The sequence below is a fragment of the Metasolibacillus sp. genome (assembly GCF_025291715.1).
GTDB lineage: Bacteria > Bacillota > Bacilli > Bacillales_A > Planococcaceae > Metasolibacillus > Metasolibacillus louembei.
Genome location: NZ_JAMBIZ010000033.1, coordinates 19514 through 39958, shown reverse-complemented (window position 1 = coordinate 39958; position 20445 = coordinate 19514). Strand labels below are relative to the sequence as shown.

21 protein-coding genes are annotated in these 20445 nt (G+C 38.5%); 15 read left to right on the top strand and 6 right to left on the bottom strand.

Going from position 1 to position 20445, the window contains the following annotated elements; translation table 11 throughout:
• Positions 1-72 precede the first annotated feature (72 nt).
• Entirely contained in the window at positions 73-1938 is a 1866-nt protein-coding gene (locus M3Z76_RS16535) for a tetratricopeptide repeat protein (protein ID WP_293928925.1), read from the bottom strand.
• Positions 1939-2049: 111 nt separating this feature from the next.
• On the opposite strand from M3Z76_RS16535, the gene M3Z76_RS16530 reads away from it, so the two are divergent.
• Positions 2050-2430, top strand: coding sequence for a YkvA family protein (locus tag M3Z76_RS16530; protein ID WP_293928927.1), 381 nt, complete (start codon positions 2050-2052; stop codon positions 2428-2430).
• Between the two features lie 89 nt (positions 2431-2519).
• On the top strand, positions 2520-5699 hold the full coding sequence (locus tag M3Z76_RS16525; RefSeq protein WP_293928928.1) for a DEAD/DEAH box helicase: 3180 nt from the start codon (positions 2520-2522) through the stop codon (positions 5697-5699).
• A 46-nt stretch (positions 5700-5745) separates the two neighbouring features.
• Here the strand turns inward: M3Z76_RS16525 and M3Z76_RS16520 are convergent, their stop codons facing one another.
• Positions 5746-6648: an EamA family transporter gene (locus M3Z76_RS16520; protein WP_293928929.1), complete on the bottom strand. Its 903-nt coding sequence runs from the start codon at positions 6646-6648 to the stop codon at positions 5746-5748.
• Complete coding sequence (locus M3Z76_RS16515) at positions 6649-7209, bottom strand: GNAT family N-acetyltransferase (protein WP_293928931.1); 561 nt, start codon at positions 7207-7209, stop codon at positions 6649-6651.
• Between the two features lie 121 nt (positions 7210-7330).
• Here M3Z76_RS16515 and M3Z76_RS16510 point away from each other — a divergent pair, with 121 nt between their 5' ends.
• The 3 genes from M3Z76_RS16510 to M3Z76_RS16500 all read left to right on the top strand — a co-directional run bounded on the left by M3Z76_RS16510 (position 7331) and on the right by M3Z76_RS16500 (position 9782).
• Positions 7331-8287: a carbohydrate kinase family protein gene (locus M3Z76_RS16510; protein ID WP_293928933.1), complete on the top strand. Its 957-nt coding sequence runs from the start codon at positions 7331-7333 to the stop codon at positions 8285-8287.
• 9 nt (positions 8288-8296) lie between these two features.
• The gene (locus M3Z76_RS16505) at positions 8297-8713 is read left to right on the top strand and encodes a protein-tyrosine phosphatase family protein (protein WP_293928935.1); all 417 of its coding nucleotides are present in this window, start codon (positions 8297-8299) and stop codon (positions 8711-8713) included.
• A 370-nt stretch (positions 8714-9083) separates the two neighbouring features.
• Positions 9084-9782 (top strand): CBS domain-containing protein, encoded by a 699-nt coding sequence (locus M3Z76_RS16500; RefSeq protein WP_293928936.1) that lies wholly within the window; start codon positions 9084-9086, stop codon positions 9780-9782.
• Here the strand turns inward: M3Z76_RS16500 and M3Z76_RS16495 are convergent.
• The gene (locus tag M3Z76_RS16495; protein WP_293928937.1) at positions 9766-10473 is read right to left on the bottom strand and encodes a YetF domain-containing protein; all 708 of its coding nucleotides are present in this window, start codon (positions 10471-10473) and stop codon (positions 9766-9768) included. The two genes, M3Z76_RS16500 and M3Z76_RS16495, sit on opposite strands and share 17 nt — an antisense overlap.
• A gap of 74 nt (positions 10474-10547) precedes the next feature.
• Between M3Z76_RS16495 and M3Z76_RS16490 the strand changes: the two genes are divergently transcribed.
• Positions 10548-11753, top strand: coding sequence for an MFS transporter (locus M3Z76_RS16490; protein ID WP_293928939.1), 1206 nt, complete (start codon positions 10548-10550; stop codon positions 11751-11753).
• A gap of 106 nt (positions 11754-11859) precedes the next feature.
• Here the strand turns inward: M3Z76_RS16490 and M3Z76_RS16485 are convergent, their stop codons facing one another.
• Positions 11860-12291, bottom strand: coding sequence for a DUF4279 domain-containing protein (locus M3Z76_RS16485; RefSeq protein WP_293928940.1), 432 nt, complete (start codon positions 12289-12291; stop codon positions 11860-11862).
• Between the two features lie 88 nt (positions 12292-12379).
• Here M3Z76_RS16485 and M3Z76_RS16480 point away from each other — a divergent pair, with 88 nt between their 5' ends.
• A complete protein-coding gene (locus M3Z76_RS16480) occupies positions 12380-12802 on the top strand; it encodes a hypothetical protein (RefSeq protein WP_293928941.1) in 423 nt (140 codons plus the stop codon).
• A gap of 44 nt (positions 12803-12846) precedes the next feature.
• Here the strand turns inward: M3Z76_RS16480 and M3Z76_RS16475 are convergent, their stop codons facing one another.
• Entirely contained in the window at positions 12847-13533 is a 687-nt protein-coding gene (locus M3Z76_RS16475; RefSeq protein WP_293928942.1) for an adenine nucleotide alpha hydrolase family protein, read from the bottom strand.
• Positions 13534-13903: 370 nt separating this feature from the next.
• Between M3Z76_RS16475 and M3Z76_RS16470 the strand changes: the two genes are divergently transcribed.
• The 8 genes from M3Z76_RS16470 (at position 13904) to M3Z76_RS16435 (ending at position 20374) form a co-directional block, all read left to right on the top strand.
• Positions 13904-16303 carry a Na+/H+ antiporter subunit A gene (locus M3Z76_RS16470; protein WP_293928943.1) on the top strand — a complete coding sequence of 800 codons (2400 nt, stop codon included), beginning with the start codon at positions 13904-13906 and terminating at the stop codon, positions 16301-16303.
• On the top strand, positions 16293-16715 hold the full coding sequence (locus tag M3Z76_RS16465) for a Na(+)/H(+) antiporter subunit B (protein WP_293928996.1): 423 nt from the start codon (positions 16293-16295) through the stop codon (positions 16713-16715). The genes M3Z76_RS16470 and M3Z76_RS16465 overlap by 11 nt, the downstream gene beginning before the upstream one ends.
• Before the next feature lie 2 nt (positions 16716-16717).
• Complete coding sequence (locus M3Z76_RS16460) at positions 16718-17056, top strand: Na(+)/H(+) antiporter subunit C (RefSeq protein ID WP_293928944.1); 339 nt, start codon at positions 16718-16720, stop codon at positions 17054-17056.
• Positions 17049-18530, top strand: coding sequence for a Na+/H+ antiporter subunit D (locus M3Z76_RS16455; protein WP_293928945.1), 1482 nt, complete (start codon positions 17049-17051; stop codon positions 18528-18530). The genes M3Z76_RS16460 and M3Z76_RS16455 overlap by 8 nt, the downstream gene beginning before the upstream one ends.
• A gap of 13 nt (positions 18531-18543) precedes the next feature.
• Positions 18544-19026, top strand: a complete 483-nt coding sequence (locus tag M3Z76_RS16450) for a Na+/H+ antiporter subunit E (protein ID WP_293928947.1) — start codon at positions 18544-18546, stop codon at positions 19024-19026.
• Positions 19026-19310 (top strand): Na(+)/H(+) antiporter subunit F1, encoded by a 285-nt coding sequence (locus tag M3Z76_RS16445; protein ID WP_293928949.1) that lies wholly within the window; start codon positions 19026-19028, stop codon positions 19308-19310. Before M3Z76_RS16450 ends, M3Z76_RS16445 begins: the two co-directional genes overlap by 1 nt.
• Entirely contained in the window at positions 19288-19698 is a 411-nt protein-coding gene (locus tag M3Z76_RS16440; RefSeq protein WP_293928950.1) for a Na+/H+ antiporter subunit G, read from the top strand. The genes M3Z76_RS16445 and M3Z76_RS16440 overlap by 23 nt, the downstream gene beginning before the upstream one ends.
• Before the next feature lie 151 nt (positions 19699-19849).
• Complete coding sequence (locus M3Z76_RS16435; protein WP_293928951.1) at positions 19850-20374, top strand: nuclease-related domain-containing protein; 525 nt, start codon at positions 19850-19852, stop codon at positions 20372-20374.
• Positions 20375-20445: the final 71 nt, after the last annotated feature.

Sequence of the window (20445 nt, the reverse complement as noted above, 5' to 3'; positions counted from 1 at the left end):
AATTGAACCGCCGTATACGGATCCGTACGTACGGTGGTGTGAGAGGACGGGAGTTAATCGCTCCCTCCTACTCTATTGGATAGATTTTTTTAGCCAGTATGTTGCTTCGGCATAATCTTGCGCAACGCCAAGTCCTTTTTTGTATAACATACCTAGTTGAAATTGTGCTTTAATATGACCGTTTATAGCAGCTCGACGATACCATTTGGCTGCTTCGGAGTAATCGTGTGAAACGCCTTCGCCATTCGCATACATTTGTGCGAGCTGGAATTGTGCTTTTGGGTACCCTTTAAAGGCAGAAAGGCTGATCCATTTAGCGGCCTCAGTGTAATCAACAGTAACGCCAAGCCCTTTATCGAAAATATTGCCTAATTTATACTGTGCGAGCATATGACCTTGATCAGCGGCAAGGCGATAACAGTGGCGGGCTTCATCATAATTTTTTTCGACACCAAGCCCTTGCTCATAAAGTAAGCCCAGCTCGTATTCTGCCTGGAGATGGTGCTGCTCAACAGCTGATTGAAGCCACTTAGCAGCTTCTGTATAGATAAGCTCATGTAAATAATGCATACCTAGCTCAAACTGGGCATCTGCATGACCACGTATAGCAGCGCGCTTTAGCCATTTCATCATAAGAGGGCTTTCGCTATAGATTTTTTTATAAAGCATTGCTAAGTCGTAACAGGCACTAATATGTTCGTTCGCAGCGGCTTTTGATAGCCAGTCCATTGCTTGCTTTTCATTATTTTGCAGCTTATACATAAGACCTAACGTATATTGAGCATTTGTATGGTTTGCATTGGCTGCAAGGAGAAGCCATTTAAGTGCCTCATCAATGTTTTTTTCGACACCGTCTCCTGTACGATATAATAAAGCAAGCTGAAATTGCGCATTCGTATGATTTTGCAATGCAGCACTTAAAAACCATTTGGCAGCCTCGGCATAGTTAGTTGTTACACCTCGCCCTTTGCTATACATATAGCCTAAATTGTATTGAGCACTTGCATCGCCGGCGACAGCAGCTTTTGAAAATAGCTCGATGGCTTGTTGGAAGTTTTGCTCAACACCTGTGCCATTATGATATAAGAAGCCTAAATTATTGAGCGCACTCGTGTTACCTTGACTTGCAGCGAGCTCGTACCATTTAGCAGCCTCCACATAGTTTTGAGATACGCCCCTTCCTTGATTATAAAGGGATCCTAAATTATATTGCGCATCTGCATGACCGCTTTGTGCAGCTAACTGATAAAGTTCAGCTGCTTTTTGGGCATCTTGCTCAATGCCAAGCCCTAATTCGTAAAGTACACCTAATGCATATTGTGCATCTGCTTCATGTTGTGCCGCAGCTAAAGAGTACCATTTCACAGCTTCTTCATAGTTTTGAGTGACACCTTTACCGTGATTGTAAAGAACGCCCAAATTATATTGAGCGCTAGCATCACCAGCAGTCGCTGCCACTAAAAACCACTGTCTCATCGCTTCAAAATTATCGCTTGTATCCTCATGATTTTGTTTAAGATGTAAGGCTGACGCAGCTAATTCCTCACCATCTTTTAATTCCTTTAAATACCATTCGCAAATATCTATAATATAATCGAGAACAATTTGAGCTGCCTTGGCATCGATTTTTGAGCTTGTTTGTGTAGTTGTCATTTGTTGAACAAGGTTCATTAATAAATAAATGCGACTTGGCTGTATTTTAGATATGAATAGTTTATTTTTTAATAAAGTACGTAGTGCGACATGTACGACAGGCTGTGACATTTTTTTCTCATATATATCTTTTGCAATAATAGTCAAGACTTCACTAGAATGCTGTAAAGAGCGTGAGGGGTAATCATTTACATTTGTAGCTGCTTGTTGCAATGCTAGTATGAGGGGCTGATGTGTGCTAGGGATAGCACTTAAAATAGACGAAAGCTCTTCAGGTTTGTACACGCTCATCACTCCTTCTTATGTTTTTTATCGGGTGAAATGCATAATAGTGTTGAAACTTTTTTAAGAAAAATTCGTAAATATAGGCAAGTAGAAATAGAAGGAGGAACGGATATGGCTGAATTTGAAGACATGATTGCTGGTAAGGACAAGCATTTTTCGAATGATAAATTTTTGACGAAGGTAAAATCGACAGGCTTGAAGCTAGGGATGTCTGCATTACATTCCACAAGCACATTATTTTTTGCACTAAAAAGTCCGAATATGTCAAAGGCAAATAAATTGATTATTTTAGGAGCGCTTGGCTATTTTATTTTACCACTAGATGTAGTAGCAGATCTTTTACCATTTGTCGGCTTAACTGATGATGTCTTTGTGATTACTGCCGCATTAACCAAAGTTTATTCTTCCATTACAGATGATACAAAAATAGAGGCACATCAATTTTTGAAAAAGACATTTGGTGAGAAATATGACTATGAGGAAGAGCTATAGAAAGAGGCTGCCCGGAAAGATATTATCTTTTCGGGCAGTTTTGGTATGATTAGAGAGCAAAGAAGAAACTATTACAGAAAGGGTTGCTGATGAATTATTTTTTGAATACGAAAAAAATAAAAGATATTTGTGGGGAAATCTCTTATAAAAAAGGGAAAAAATATTTTCAAGATAATAAAGTTGTGCTAAAAAATTTTCATCCGAGTGATGCTATAGTCAATGCAAGTGTGAAAGGAAATGGCTTATTTCATGTAGTGATAAAGAAGGGGCAAAATGGGTTTATACATGCAGAATGTACATGCCCACAATTAGAATCCTTTCATAAAAAATGCCAACATGTAGCGGCGGTTCTTGTGCTTTTACATGATATTCAAGTAAACGGAGGAAAGGAAGCAACTTCTCTTTCTACGTCAAATACAGAGTTAGTGAATGAAGTTTTCGAGATATTTGAGAATTCATTTGTGCGCCCTATTCGTAGCCAATATCATATGGAGAATCGAGCAATGCTCTTTGTACAATTTACTTGTGAAATCATGATGCTTAAAAATGGTCAATATTTAATGGGGATAGCAGCAAATATACAATCCTATAAAGTAACTAATTTCAGGGGATTTTTAATAGCTCTTGATAAAGGTGAGGACTATGCGTTTTCAAATGTATTTTCATATAATCCAAAGGTTCATAGCTTTACACAGGAAGACGCCAATGTGTTGAAAAGTTTATTGTATATATTGCAAAATTTTGAGGCAGCGAGAAACGAGCAGCTAGAGATAATAGATGAGCGTTGGCTGTTAATCCCACCTACAGAGTTCGAAAGTCTACTTTATTTGCTTCATCTAGCTCCATATGTCCAGTTAGAGCATCATAGGGCTGTTTATGAGGGGGTAAATATATTATCAAAGCAAACGTTACCATTAATATTTCACTTAGACCAATATTATCGCTTCACGATAAAAAATTTAGAGCATATCATTGTAATGGATACTTATAGCTATGTGCTGTATAAAAATAATTTTTATAAACTATCAAAGGAAGACAGTGTTCGACTTAGTGAATTAAAGTATGCACTGGCGAAAAGCAAGGAAAACCAGCTTCAAATTGAAAAGGAACAGCTGCCATATTTTTTGGATAAGGTAGTTCCTCATTTAATGGAATTAGGTAGTGTTGAAATCGCTAGTAATGTGAAGAACGCTTTTCCTCAAATACCTCCAAAGGCTAAATTATTTTTAGATAGGGTGAACAATAAATTACTTGCTGCACTTGAATTTGAATATGGTAATGTCACCATTAACCCTTTAGAAGACGGGCAAAGTGTGTTAAATCGCGACCACGCCCTTGAGCTAGAAGTTATGAGTTTGATGGAGGCGGGGCTTTTCACTAGAACCGAGAGCGGTTATTTTATGCATAATGAAGAGGCTGAGTATGATTTTTTACATTATATGGTCCCGAAAATAAGTAAGTTTGTTAATGTTTACGCAACAACAGCTGTGAAAGAGAGAATTGTGAAACATTCCAGCCCTCCAAATATTCGAATAGAAGTTGATGAACGAACAGATTGGCTTATTTTTGAGTTTGATATGCATGGTATTCCAGAAAATGAAATTCGCAGCATATTATTAGCTCTTACAGAGAAAAGAAAATATTATCGTTTAACAAATGGCGCATTGTTATCTTTAGAAACGAAGGCGTTTCAAGAAATGCAACGTTTTCTTTACAATATGGGTATCACCTTAGAGCAAATAGAGGCAGAGGAAATACGAGTTCCTTTTATTTCAAATTTTTATAAATTGGGCACCCTTAATGAAAATGTTTTAGTGAGAGGAAAATCGCTTCAAGCTATTATGGACGATTTACTGCACCCTGAAAAGCTTGAATTTATGGTACCTGATAGTATCAATGCCTCGTTTAGAGAGTATCAAATACATGGATTTAAATGGTTAAAAGCATTAGCACATTATAAATTTGGTGGGATATTAGCAGATGATATGGGCTTAGGGAAAACGTTGCAAAGCATTATGTTTATCGTTTCTGTTTTACCTGAAATTCGCCAGCATCATAAACCAGTGCTGGTTGTGTGCCCATCTTCTTTAGTTTATAACTGGCTAAATGAATTAGCTAAGTTTTCTCCACAGGTGCTTGTGAAGCTGATAGAGGGAGATAAAGGGCAAAGAGCGGCGTTGTTAAAGGATATTTCCGAGGTCGATGTTGTCATTGTCTCATATTCTTTACTACGCATGGATATGAATAGCTATCAATCAAAATCTTTTCATACGATTATATTTGATGAGGCACAGGCTTTTAAAAATCCTGCTTCGAAAACGGCGAAAGCTGTTAAAGCGCTGAAGGCAGATAATCGATTTGCCCTAACAGGAACACCTATAGAAAATTCTGTTGATAACCTTTGGTCAATTTTGAATGTTGTTTTTCCAACATTGTTACCTGAGCGAAAAATGTTTAAATCTCTAGCTCACCAAACAATCAAAAAGCTAGTTAACCCTTTTATTCTCCGAAGATTAAAGGAAGAGGTATTACTTGAATTACCAGAAAAAATGGAGTTAGTGCTGACGTCGGATTTATTGCCAGAGCAAAAAAAGTTATATGCGGCTTATTTAGCGAAGCTTAAAGTTGAGACGCTGGAGCATTTAAACAAGGAGACATTCCAACAAAACAAGCTGAAAATTCTTGCAGGCATTACACGTTTACGTCAAATTTGCTGTCACCCTGCTTTGTTTGTAGAAGGTTATACAGGAAGCTCCGCTAAATTTGAGCATGTTATAAACATTGTTCAGGAATGCTATAGCGCGAAAAGACGTATACTAATTTTTTCTCAATTTACGTCGATGTTAACTTTAATTGGGCGGGAGTTAAATCGTCAAGGGATAGTCCATTTCTATTTAGATGGTAGTACGGCTGCAGCTGAGAGAGTAGCTCTTTGTGAGCGATTTAATGCTGGAGAAAGAGAGGTGTTCCTTATTTCATTAAAGGCTGGTGGTACAGGGTTAAATCTTACTGGAGCAGATACTGTTATACATTACGATCTTTGGTGGAATCCCGCGGTTGAACAGCAGGCTTCGGATCGAGCTTATCGAATGGGGCAAAAAAATAATGTGCAAGTAATGAAGCTTATTGCGAAAGGAACAATTGAAGAGAAAATCAATGAGCTACAGGAAAAAAAGAAAAATTTGATTCAAGCAGTTATCGAATCAGATAATGAAAATTTAACGATGTTAAGCGAGCGAGAAATTAAAGATATTTTGATGATTGAATAGGGGGGCTGTCCGAAAAGATGATACTTTTTCGGACAGCTTTAACTATTTAACCTTGCGATATCTTTTCCGCTCTTCTCATTGATATATAAGAAGGTAAAACCATTCCAATTAGAACGAGAGCGATACCGAAAAATTGCAATGTAGATAACGCTTCTTTCAATACAAGCATTGAGGCTAAAATAGCCACTGGTAGCTCCATCGCACTTAAAATAGATGCGAGGCTGCCTCCTACTTTCGGTACAGCGATAGAAAATAATAAAATCGGTAAAATGATGCCGAACAATCCAAGCGCTAAGCCGAATTTCCAAAGTCCAGCACCGAATAGTTGACCATTCCATAAAATTTCAGGCGTCAGTATAATGCTAATAACAATTACTGCCACTAACGATACAAAGAACGTACGTGAAATCGTTGTGATACCTTCTACTTGGCGGGAATTGATTTGAATAAATAACGCAAACGTTAAGGCAGATAGCAAGCCAAGTGCCCAGCCTTGCCAAGCAATAGCAGATAAATCGACATCAACAACACCAGCTGCAAAAATAGTGCCCACTATTAAAAAGATTAACGAAATCGTTTCAGCTCGACTCGGTAAACGTTTATGCAAGGCGCAGTCTATAAACAGCCCAATCCATGTAAATTGGAAGAGCATAACGACTGCAAGTGAGGCGGGCAAATAATTTAACGATTGTCCGTAAATAGTGCCTGTTGCAGCAGTTAATATACCAGCAAGCGTTAAAATGATAACGCCAGATTTATTCAGCCTTGGCAATGAACGCTGTGTGACGATAAATAGTACAAGGGCCAGGAAAAAACCAACCATATATTGAGCTGTAACAGCTTCTGCGGAAGTAAATCCATGCTGCATAGCAACCTTAACAATCGTCGATAAAATCCCGTAGCTACTTGATGCAATGACAATTAATAAGGGGAAAATGAGATTTTTCATTTACAGCTCCTTGACCATATGGTGGAATGGCTCATTAATAATTGTCCACGGCTCTGTAATTGTAAAGCCAAGGCGCTCATATAAAGCACGTGCCTTCTCTTTTTCTAGCTCTACATTTAAGGCAAGCTTTTTATAGCCTTTTGTGACAGCTTGCTCCTCCGCAAATTGTAACAGTTTTGTGCCAATACCTAAGCCACGTGCCTCTGGTGTGACACACACTGTATCAATATAAAATTCATCATCGTGTGCTTCTACATCAATGCTTGTAGGGGCGTTTTTTGATGATAACCATGCTGCTAAATTAGCATCCAATGCTTTGGCTGTTAATCCATCATATAGCACAGCGATGCCAAGTAGCGCATCCCCTTGTTTAGCAACATATGTGTATAAATAGCTATGGCGATTATCTGTACGTTCGATAAGTGCTGTTAATGCTGTGAGTACAGATTGCTCCTCTGTTTCACCAGTTAGACGATGTGCGATATCGCCGATTGCTTCATAAATTAATGGTGCGATTTGTGTAGCATCCATTGGTTGTGCTTGTTGAATTGTAATTTCCATTGTATTCGCTTCCTTTCTTACCTACATAGAAGTATAACAAAATTATGTGCGATTTCTAGTTATCGAAATACTTTAATACTTTAAAGACGCTCTGTTTTCGTGGTAATCTATAGTAAGCAAAATGTCGGAGGTTAGAAGGTTGGCAAATAAAGATTTTATTCTTATTTATGGAGATGCATTTGTTGATTATATTGCAGATGATATAAGCAATACAACATTTACAAAATATTTAGGTGGCGCAACAATTAATGTAGCAGCAGGAATTAGCCGCATTGGTGCCCCGTCCGCTTTAATTACAATTACAGGTGATGATGAGACATCTGAATTTGTTCGCAATGAGATAACGAATGAAGGCGTTAATTTAGATTATGCTGTTTACGTACCAGAAAAGCGCGTGAGTGGTGTGTATGTCGATTTAACAGCAGATGGTGAACGCATTTTTAGAGATTATATAGATGAAACGCCTGATTTACAAGTAGAAGATGTGCAGTTACAGCTAGAAGCGTTTAAACGTGCTTCTATTTTTAATGTGTGCTCAGGAACGATGTTTCATCCAACCGCACTTGCAACGACAGTGGCAGCAGTGGAGCTAGCAAAGGAGCATGGCACAATTATTGCAATAGACGCAAATATTCGTCCATTACGTTGGCATAGCGAGAAAATTTGCCGTGAGACGATTACACGCTTTTTTGAGGATGCAGATATTTTAAAGCTAACAGATGAGGAGCTATTTTTCTTAACGCAAACAGCAACAATTGAAGAAGGCATTGCGGCACTTGATGCATTGCTTGTACCAATCGTTTTAATTACAGTAGGGGCAGAAGGCTCTTATGCAATTTTAAATGGTGAAACAATTCATGTACCTGCTGAAAAGGTAACAGCAGTCGATACAACAGGTGCAGGCGACGCATTTATGGCAGGGGTATTGCGCTATGTGCATTATAATGGTTTGCCAACGACAGTCGAGGAAATAACTGCATGTGTTGCTTTTGGTAACAAGCTAGGTGCATTAGCGGCGACGAAGCCAGGTGCCTTAACAGCATTACCACGCTATGAGGAAATTAAAAATTTACTATAATGGAGGTCAATGATGAGCTACGATGAATTAGTAAAGGGACGTATTTTCTTTGGTGGTGCAGCAGATGCTAAGGATGCTGTAGAAGCGGAAAATATTGAGATTGTCTATGATGTTCGTGCGAATGCTGTACAGGATGGAGAAATGCCAACAAGTCCGATTATGTGTTCCCCAATTGTTGAACAGGATTTAGCTGGAAGCATTCAGGCGGGTGCTATGGGGATTAAAGAAGCATATGAGGCTGGAAAAAATATTTATATCCATTGTGGTAGTGGGAATGGCAGAGCAAGTGTTATGGCAACAGCTGTATTGCTAGAGCTAGGACTAGCAAATGATGTGCAAAGTGCTGAGCAGCTTGTAAAGGAAGCTCGCCCGTCAGCAAATATTCGTTCAAATATGCATGAGGCATTGGAAAAATTATATAAATAATGTAGAGGGGCCGTCCAGAAAGTGAACTTTCTGGGCGGCTCCGCTTTTTTACATAGTCAACTTTTGATTAAAATTGTGCTCCTGCGGTGGTTACAATAGAGCTTTTCTGCGACAAGTAATCGCAGGAGCAAATGGTTTTAACTGCGACGAGTAACCGCAGGAGCAAATGGTTTTAACTGCGACGAGTAACCGCAGGAGCAAATGGTTTTAACTGCGACGAGTAATCGCAGGAGCAAATTGTCACCATCCTCGTCGCAAAGGGAGCGTCCCAAAATGATTTTTCGGACGTCCTCTTTTTGGCAATAATATTTCAAAATCCGAAAATTAGGACTATAATATATCATAATTATGCAAGGTAAGGAGGGGCTAAATGTCTACAAACTCTGATCGATTTATCACTGCTTTTAATCGGATTGACCATACATTGCGCGAGATAGCTGATGTCAAAGAGTATATGCCATTTTATCGCTTGCTGGATAGGGCACGAAGGAAAAATCCACTTGTGCAAAAATATGAGGATGATTTACGTGCTTATGCTGATTTGCGCAATGCTATTGTGCATCATCGAACGTCGATTGATTTTGTCATCGCAGAACCGCATATACAGGTTGTGGAGGAAATTGAGGCGATTGATGCTGCATTAGCAAAGCCAAAGCTTGTAGGGCAGCTGTTTCGCAAGCATGTCACGGCTTTTCAGACAACGGATTCACTTACATATATGCTGAAGGTCATTCGTAAGCGTAAATATACACAATTTCCTATATATACAGGGCAACAATTTCAAGGGTTAATTACGACAGTCGGTATAACGAATTGGCTTGCAACATCAATGGGTAAAGGGAATTGGGCGAAGCATGTAACATTGCAGGATATTTTATTTCATGAGAGAAAGCTTAAAAATTATAAATTTATTAGCAAGACGATGACGGTGTATGAGGCAGAGGAGATTTTTAAGCAAGGGGTGGAGCGCGGGCAACGTTATGAAGCACTGTTGATTACAGAGCATGGTCGCCCGCACCAAAAGCTTATTGGCATGGTGACACCGATTGATATTATGGAGATTGATTAGTTTTCGTACTAACATAAAGTGAATGGTCTTCCAACACTTGTGCAAAAAGAACCTGCTCCACATCATCGACTTTTTTATTACGGAGCTTTTTCAACAGCCATTCTTCTGTTAAATCAAGCTGTTGCAAATTTTCAGAGATAATTCGCCCATTGGAAATCACTTCTGTTGGCATACATAGAGGTGGGGTTAAATTGGCCTGCGTATCCTTTTTTATTGCCTCTGCAAAGGGGGGTTTTTTCATAACGCTAAGCTCTCCATTTGTTTCAAAAACAGCATAGGCAACCTCGTTTACTGAAAAAATGCTTTGCTCACGCAACAGCATCGTCAATTCATCTAAATGGAGCCTTGCTTTCTTTAAGTTTGCTTCAGAGATAACACCATTATGAATAAGAATTGTTGGCTTATCATCAACAAGCACGCGCATCTTTGTTGATTTTAAAGCAATGGCACTGAGCAAAATTGTTAAAATGGACCACCAAATGAGCGAAATCATCCCATCCCAAAAAGGGGTTTCCTTTTGAGAGGATAATTCTCCTGCAATGGAACCAAAGGTAATGCCTGTCGTGTAGTGGAAAAACGTCAATTGGCTTAGTTGTTTTTTGCCAATAATTCGAGCTAAAATGAGCAGGGCAATAAACGTAACCGTTGTGCGGAACATCATTTCCCAAAAATTAATTTCGCCTATGTCCATGTATATCACTCCTTATCACATAGCATGAGCGAAAAGTATATATGCTATACAGCATAGAAAGCGTGAATAAAATTATGAATACAACTGAAAAATATAATCAACCAATTTATGCGATGATGGTTGCAATCGGCATTTGTCATTTAATTAATGATACGATGCAGTCTGTTGTACCTGCGATGTTTCCACTTTTAGTGGATAGTTTAGGATTAACCTTTACGCAGCTAGGCTTAATTTCCTTTGTGTTAAATATGTTTGCCTCTGTTTTACAGCCTGTCGTTGGCTTTATTACAGATAAAAAACCAATGCCATATGCGTTACCTATTGGCATGGTCAGCTCCTTCATTGGCGTAGCGATGCTGATTTTAGCGCATAGCTATTGGGTAATCCTCGTTGCAGTACTCTTTTTAGGACTTGGTTCAGCTATTTTCCATCCTGAAGGCTCGCGTGTGTCTTATATGGCTGCTGGGACGAAGCGTGGCTTAGCACAGTCGATTTATCAAGTAGGAGGCAATTCTGGACAAGCATTAGCCCCGCTGATTAGTGCCTTTATTTTGCTGCCATTTGGCATGAAGGGAGCCTCTGTTGTTTTAGCATTGTCAGCTATCGGCATCGTGATTCTTACCAAAATTTCGCTATGGTATAAGGCACAGCTAGAGGAAGAGAAGCTATCGAAAGTGAAGCGTCGACTGATTTCATCATTGCCACCGTTGACAAAAAAGCAAGTAACAATGGCATTGGCCTTGCTGTTTATTATTATTTTTGCACGCTCCTTCTATACGACAAATATTACGAGTTTTTATGTATTTTATTTAGTGGAGGAGTATAGCTTAACAATTCCAGTTGGACAGATTTTCATTTTTATTTTTATGGCTTGTGGTGTTGTAGGAACATTTCTCGGCGGTCCTTTGTCAGATCGAATTGGACGTAAAAATGTGATTGTGGTATCGGTTGTTGCACCAACACCATTTTGTTTAGCATTGCCCTATATGCCGTTATGGCTCGTTCCAGTGCTTCTAGTGATTATCGGTACGTTAATTATGATTAGCTTCTCTGTCACAGTTGTTTATGCGCAGGAGCTGGTACCAACTAAAATTGGCACGATGGCTGGCTTGACGGTCGGTTTATCATTTGGTATGGGGGCAATCGGAGCTGTTGCAACGGGGATGTTAATTGATGAATATGGTATTGTCGCAACAATTATTGCCATTTCATGCCTGCCCTTATTATTGTTTGTTGCGTTTTGGTTGCCGAAGGATAAGGCGGCGAATGTGGGGATATAAAGTATAGGAGGCTGTCTGGAAAGATACTATCTTTTTTAGACAGCCTTAACCTTTATGCTAAATATCTATTGCTCCCAGCAAATCTGAATTGCTCTAAAAGGGTTTTTTAGATGCTCTCAGGCTGTACATTACAATAAATATCAACTGAATATGGCGAATTCGTTTCATAAGCAAATTTAATTAGTTTATGATCAAAATGAAGCCCTGGTGTTTGATATTCGGTGAAACGAATAACGATAACAATTTGTGACTGTAAATTAAATTTCTTTTTATAGTGATTAATCACATCAATTTTTTTGTTAAGTGGACCTACTAATTCATGTAGTTGTATAAGTGGATTATTTGTTAATTGATCGCCTGTTTCATAAACCCAATCAGTTGTATAGCTAACATGCTTTGTTGTGCCTTTCATAAAAATTTCACCTTGATTTCGAGTAGTGGTAGGTGTTATTTCCATTTCCTGAGTGAATTTATCTACAGAGAAATCATCCCCATAAATACAAAAATATGCGTTTATTGTAGTATCTAGTGGTAACATATTGTAATTCTCCTATCTAAATAGTTTTTTGAAGTATTTGAAAATATTATAACATAATGTTATAATATTTTACAAAATGAGGGATTATATGGTTTATAAAAATAAATGGCTGCTTTCTGGGTTTTTGAGCCTTCTTCTATTAGTAGGACTGTTAGTACCTGTAACGAGTGCGCATAGTTCTAGTGTACCACTTGGGGATTTCCCCCAAACAGATTCAGACTACATAGAAGTTGAAGTTACACCCTATTCTGGTTCTAAAAATCCAACACTACAACGCTTTGATATTAGCAATTTAAAAGGGCTTAAGAAAATGTCAGAATCGCAAGCAATGAGCTTTACAAGAGCGAAGGGCTATGACGGAGGACCGCATGAGTTTAAAGAGGCATATTTAGGTAGATATATTGATAAATCGTTATTCAATATTTACCACATTACAGATAAGATAAATAGAGGAGATGTTTATATATTAGATAAAAATCTTCGAGGCATTAAGGCGAATGAGAAATACTAAAAATAACTGTAGGAAGGATGAAATCTTTCCTACAGCTTTTTTATTTAACGAGCTAGCGATGGCTTGCATTTCACTGGAATCACCTGAGGATTTGTTACAGCACCCTCTACGATATCTAGCTCATGCATTTTTCCTTCAAAATTGAATTTGAAAATGCCATTATCGAAATCTGTGCCGATTTCTTTAAAGAAAATCCCCTCGATTGAGGCAAATTTTGGACAAGTAAAGGCAACTTTGTACTCGCCATTGTCACAAATTAAATAAGCACGAACGCCTTTTTCATAAATATCGAATGACTCATCCTCTGTCGGGCGTTTGACAGCCACGATGTGGAAGTCAACAAAAGGAATTTCACGCAATAAGACATTTAAGAATGAGCCCTTTGTGATTTCCTCCCAACGGCTTTGTGCGCTTTGACCTACAATGATTTGTGTAATATTATGTTGCATTGCTACTTCTGTAATTACTTTATGGATAGGTAGTTTCTCGTTATCGCGAATAATAAACTCTTCAACCTCTAATTCACTTGTTAGCTGCTTCCATTGTTCGATGTAGCCCGATTTTTCTGCATCAAATGCGTCGATAGGCTTAGCATCTACTGTTAAAACATATAGAGGACAGTCAAGTAATGTTGCGAGCTTATGCCCTCGACGGATTAGACGTTCGCCATTAAGTCCGTAGTACACACAAACTAAAATACTTTCGTCCATTCTGCTTTTAACATGCTTCATGATAGTTTTGCACCTCTTTATTATATTTGTAAACACGACACTCCAGTTATCAATTTTGAAAAACCTAGTGTAAATGAGCGAATATCGAAGCCATTGCAGTGCATTCCGTCATATTCTAGTGTATACTTTTCTTATATGATGTATTTTTGGCTTGCAAAGGGCACTGCACACTAAAAAATTTTTTTATTTTGACTTGCTCTTTATGACACACTATTATGCTATGAGTTGTAACGTTAGTCAAGTGAATTGGTAACAAATTGCTGTAAGTAATAATAGTCAAAATATTAATGGATAGAAAATATATTTTTTAGTAAAACTGATATTAAACATTATGGTCATGCATCATTTTTAATCTAGGAGGTTTTGGCATATGATTGTTGAACTTGCAATACTTTTACCGTTTATAATGGCGGCTGCTATTCCGTTCATATATAGGCGATTTAATAAAGTACATATCGGCTGGCTTGTCTTAGCTGTGCCGGTCATTTTATTTAGTATATTAACTACATATATCCCTCGTATAGCGAATGGTGAAACATTTACAAAAACTTATGAGTGGATCCCCTCTTTTAACATAAGCTTTACAACCTATTTAGACGGGCTAAGCATGATTTTTAGCTTGCTCATTACTGGGGTTGGTAGCTTAGTCATTTTGTACTCAATTTTTTATTTATCAACAAAAGAATCACTTCATCATTTTTATTGCTATCTATTGCTCTTTATGGGAGCCATGCTAGGCGTCGTTTTTTCAGATCACTTAATGGTGCTTTATGCATTTTGGGAGCTGACAAGCGTATCGTCATTTTTGCTGATTGCATTTTGGCACCATCGTAAAGCGTCTCGTGCTGGTGCACGTAAAGCAATGACGATTACGGTAACAGGTGGCGTCGCAATGCTAGCAGGCTTTTTAACTTTATATACAATTGCGGGTACGTTTAGCATACGTGAATTAATTGCAAATGTCAGCATAATTCAAGAGCACGCACTATTTATTCCAGCAATGCTATTAGTGCTTTTAGGTGCTTTCACAAAATCAGCACAATTCCCATTCCATATTTGGTTGCCAGACGCAATGGAGGCACCAACACCTGTTAGTGCATATTTACACTCTGCAACTATGGTAAAAGCAGGGATTTATTTAGTTGCGCGTATGTCACCTGTTTTCGGTGGACATGAAGTATGGTTTTGGACAGTCGCTGGTGTCGGTATTGTTACGCTGTTCTGGGGCTCGTTTAACGCGGTGCGCCAATTCGATTTAAAAGCATTATTAGCTTATTCCACAGTTAGTCAGCTTGGGCTGATTATGTCATTGTTTGGGCTTGGCTCTGCTGCACATGCATTAGGCTACAGTTCCGAATCATTAATTTATACGCAAGCAACATTTGCTGCGTTATTCCATTTAATTAATCACTCCACATTCAAAGGAGCGCTCTTTATGATGGTCGGCATTGTGGACCATGAAGTAGGGACGCGCGATATTCGTCGACTGGGCGGCTTGATGGCATTAATGCCGTTTACATTTACAATTGCAGTGATTGGCAGTATGTCGATGGCAGGCTTGCCACCATTCAATGGTTTTTTAAGTAAAGAAATGTTTTTTAAAGCAACGGTAGATATTTTACAATTAAATATTTTCTCTGTTGAAAGCTTTGGCTTTATTTTCCCTGTTGTTGCATGGACAGCAAGTGTCTTCACATTTGTTTATTGCGTGATTATTATCGGTCGAACATTTTTCGGCAAGCTGCAACCAGATCGTTTAGAAAAGCCACCGCATGAAGCACCTATTGGTATGCTAATTTCACCGTTTGTGTTAGTAGCATTTGTTATTGGTATTTTCTTCTTCCCAAATATTTTAAGACGCAATATTTTAGCGCCTGCGATGCAAAGCATTTATCCAAGCTTCCCAGCGGAGGAGCTAACAGTGCCAATTGAACACTTCCATATTGGTACGGAATTGTTTATGACAATTGGTGTGATTATTATCGGTATCCTTTTATACCGCTCGCTGCCAAAGTGGCGTGCAATTTACCAATTGTTCTCACAAAAGTATACATTGAATGCATACTATGAGCGTATTATTGGCTTCGCTGAGTCGAAGTCGGGCTGGTTTACTCGCTTATATATGAATGGCAATTTAACGTATTATTTTGCTTATATTTACATTATATTTGTGACAATTGTTGCAGGCTATTTTGTAGTAAGTGATGCATTTACTTGGAGTCCATCGCAGGATTCACCTGTTGAGTATTATGAGATGATTTTATTACTAATTATGGTGTTTGCTGCCGTGGCATTGTTATTTGCTAAGGGGCGTATTACGACAGTTTTACTGAATGGTGTACTTGGCTATTCGGTTGCCTTTTTCTTCGTTGTGTTTCGTGCACCAGATTTAGCATTGACACAGCTCGTTGTTGAATCAGTAACGACAGCATTGTTCTTACTGTGCTTTAAGTTCTTACCAGATTTAACGAAGGAAAAAGTATCAAGAGCAGTGAAGTTTTCGAAGGCAACTATTTCTATTTTCGTAGGAGCGACCGTAACACTTGTTGGATTAAGTGTTTTACATTATGAAAAGTTTGAGCCAATTTCGGCTTATTTTGAGGATTCCTATAATTTAGCTGGTGGGAAAAATATCGTTAATACGATTTTAGGGGATTTCCGTGCATTTGATACGATGCTTGAAGTTGTCGTGTTATTTATTGCTGGCTTAGGAATTTATACATTGATTAAATTAAAGGCAAAGAAAGGAGAGACTGATGTTGAAAATTAATGATGTCATTTTGCGCACCGTTGTCAAAATGGTAGTGTTTATTATTTTAACGCTCGGTGTGTATCTTTTCTTTGCTGGACATAATGCGCCAGGTGGCGGCTTTATTGGCGGCTTAGTGCTTGGCTCAGCTATTGTGTTACTGTATTTAACGTATGATATTGAAACGGTGCATAACGGCATGCCCTTCGATTTTAAAAAAGTAGCAGCCTTGGGTGTACTTTTAGCAACAGGCACCGCTATTGCTTCAATTTTCTTCAATGTACCATTTTTAACACAGGCTGATCGTTATTTTGATCTTCCGCTATTAGGCGAAACACATTTATCAACAGTGATGATTTTTGAAGCAGGTGTAGCATTAACGGTTATTGGTACGCTTGTAACGATTATTTTGAGTATAAGTGAGGATGAGTAGTTATGGAATCTTTAATTGTTATATTAGTAGGAATTCTAGTTGCAGTAGCGACCTATTTAATCCTCTCACGTACAGTGATTCGCGTTATTTTAGGCACGGCTGTTTTATCACATGCGGTTCATTTACTTATTTTATCCGTAGGTGGCTTGAAAAAAGGGGATGTGCCGCTATTAGGCCAGTCAGATGGTCCATATACAGATGCACTTCCACAGGCATTGATCTTGACGGCGATTGTTATTAGCTTTGCTGTTACAGCATTTGTATTGGTTTTGGCTTATCGTATGTACAGTACAAATGGAACAGATGATTTCAGCAAGCTAGGGGGATCACCGGATGAATAATATTATTGTATTACCACTTATTATTCCTATTGTAACAGCAATTGTACTGGTGTTTTTACGCCAAAATATTCGTGTGCAGCGAATTGTGAGCTTAGTGACAGTTGTTGCAGTTAGTATCATTGCATTGATTTTGCTTCTTGAAGTACAGGCAAATGGCATTATGAAAATTGATTTTAGCGGATGGTTACCACCATTTGGTATTTTATTCGTAGCAGATTCATTTTCAATGCTGCTCGTTTTAACAGCAAATATTATTACAGCGATTTGCTTAATTTATGCCTTTTCAACAATTGGTGAGCGCCATGAGCAAATGTTTTTCTATCCGTTTGTGTTGTTCCTAATTGCAGGAGTAAATGGCTCCTTTTTAACGGGTGATATTTTTAATTTATTCGTTTGCTTTGAAGTAATGCTACTAGCTTCTTATGCATTAGTAGCGCTTGGAGGCGAAAAGTTTCAGCTACGAGAATCGTTGAAATATGTATTGATTAATGTAGTCGCTTCATGGATGTTTTTAGTAGCGCTCGCTTATTTATATGGCACGTTAAAAACATTAAACATGGCACATATTGCAGTACGTGTGGCAGAAGTAGGACAAGACCCTATTTTAACAACAGTAGCGATTTTATTTTTAATCGTCTTTAGCTTAAAAGCTGGTTTGTTATTATTTTTCTGGCTACCAGGCTCGTACAGTGTACCACCGACAGTAGTTCAAGCTTTGTTTGCAGCTTTATTGACGAAAGTGGGGATTTACGCATTATTCCGTACGTTCACGCTGATGTTTACGCTAAATACAGGCGTAACGCATATGTTAATTGGCGTTATGGCAGGGATTACCATTGTGCTTGGCTGCTTAGGCGCATTATCAGGTCGTGATGTTCGGACAATTGCAGCTTACAATGTCATAATCGGCGTTGGCTTTATTATGATAGGTCTAGCTGTTGGGACAGAGCAGGCTTTTGCGGGGGCAATTTATTATTTAATGCACGATATGCTGGCAAAAGCGTTATTGTTTTTAATTGTAGGGACGATGGTGTATTTAACAGGTGAGATTATCGTCAAAAATATGAATGGCTTGATTCGTCATTATCCTTTATTTGGTTGGATTTACTTTATTGTGATGTGTGCGTTGGCAGGCATTCCGCCATTGAGTGGCTTTATTGGCAAAGTGCTAATTGGTCAGCAGGCGGTAGAGGGTGGCTTTTACGTTTTACTAGCAATCGGATTTGGCTCAAGTGTTATCGTATTATATTCTTTACTTCGTATTTTCCTAGCAGCATTTTTCGGGGAAACATCTGTTAGTGATGAAGATAAAAAGCCTATTCCAAAAGCAGCGATGGCATCGTTTGTGATGCTTGCGCTTTGCATTGTAGCACTTGGCTTAGGTGCAGAGGGAATTGCCGTGTATGTAGAGGATGCAGCGCGTACTTTAGCGAACCCAGCTATTTATATTGAAGCAATTTTAGGAGCTAAGTAGAAGGAGGCGCATTATGTTCGGTCAGTTTATTTTAAATTTATTTATCGCTACACTATGGTTTTTACTGAAAGATGACCCTACAGCAGGCTTTCCTACGTTTGTAGCAGGCTTTCTAGTTGGTATCTTTATTTTATATGCAATGCATCGATTTTTCGGAACTCAATTTTATTTGCGTCGTGTCTTTAAGGTATTCAAGTTGATTTCACTATTTATTCGTGAGCTGCTTTTATCCAGCTTTTCTGTTATTCATCAGGTGTTGACGCCAAAGTTAAAAATTACACCTGGCATTATTACATATCGTACAGAGCTTCGAGGAGATTGGGAGCTTACGGCATTAGCATTGCTACTGACACTAACACCAGGCTCTGTAGTCATGGAAGTTTCTGAGGAGGGCGATATGTTTTATATTCATGCAATGGATATCGAGGAATCCAAGGAAACATTGCTTCGTTCCATTGGTAAATTTGAGAAGGCAATTATGGAGGTGTCACGTTAATGATTGAGAAAATTTTACTTGCTTCACTCGTTTTATTTATGGTTGCAATCGCACTTCTCCTTTATCGTGTAATTGTAGGGCCTTCTAAGCCAGATCGTGCTATTGGGCTTGATACGATAGGCGTTAATCTGATTTCCTCGATTGCGATTGTTTCGATTTTATTAAAGACAAAGGCTTTTTTAGAGGCTATTTTAATTTTAGGGATTTTAGCATTTATTGGCACAATCGCCTTTTCGAAATATATTGAAAGGGGAGTTATCGTTGAACGTAAATCAAATCGTTGAGTGGATAGGAGTTCTATTAATTTTGTTTGGCTCTATCGTTAGTGTTGTTAGCGCCTTCGGTATGATTCGTTTACCCGATGTGTATACACGCTCCCATGCTGCAACGAAAAGTGCTACCCTATCCGTATTAGCCTGTCTTTTCGGAGCCTTTATTTATTTTTGGAGCCACGATGGCTACTTTAGTATTCGTTTAATTTTAGGGATCATTTTCGTATTTATTACAGCACCAGTTGCAGGACATCTTGTTTGTCGTGCAGCATATCGTTCACGTGTACCACTTGCTGAAGGGTTCGGTGAAGACTTATTGAAGCCTGTGCTATTTGGAGATGAAGCTACTGTGCCAGAGCATAGTGAGGAAATACCAGTTGAACGGGAGCTAAAAGAATAGTTATCCACAATTCGCGCCTACTTCTTTCGGGAAGTAGGTGTTTTTTTGTAGTATTTTGTCGTAAAATTTTAATTGTGGATAATTCAACTATTTCTTCTGTGAATAACCTTTTAATTTGAGGATAACTTTGTGGAAAAGAGGAGGAGAAAATTTGTTAAATCGCTTCACTGTGGATAACTTAGAGTTCGTCGAAATGAAATGGAAGGCTATTCTAGCTGGAGATGCAGGAGAAATGCGACTTCGGCGACTATTCGACAATTATTGCATAGCTAAAAATGTATTATTCGATATTTCTCTGCATGCAGTGGGTAAATTTCAAATAGATTGTCTCGTTGTGACAGAACGCTTTTTATTAGTGCTTGAAAGCAAAAACATTACAGGTGAATTATCCTTTGAAGAAAATCCTACACGTCTAGTAAGGGTGCGCGAAGGTATTGCCACTACCTTTGAAAGCCCTGAAGTACAGCTTGAACGCAATATGCATTTACTCCAGCAATGGCTCATACAACATGACATCAAAATACCTGTAATCGGTGCGATTGCCTGGACGACATCAAGCTATCCTTTAATTATAAAGTCCCCAAAACGTCAACCTCTATTATTTTTATCGATGATTCCTACATTTTATGCGCAACAACAGGCGCGTTTTCCTAAAACTTTAACGCAAGATGATTGAGATGGGCTTATAGCGTCACTTCAAGCGGAAAACGAACGCTATAAATTTGTGCGTTACCCGTTATTTCCAAG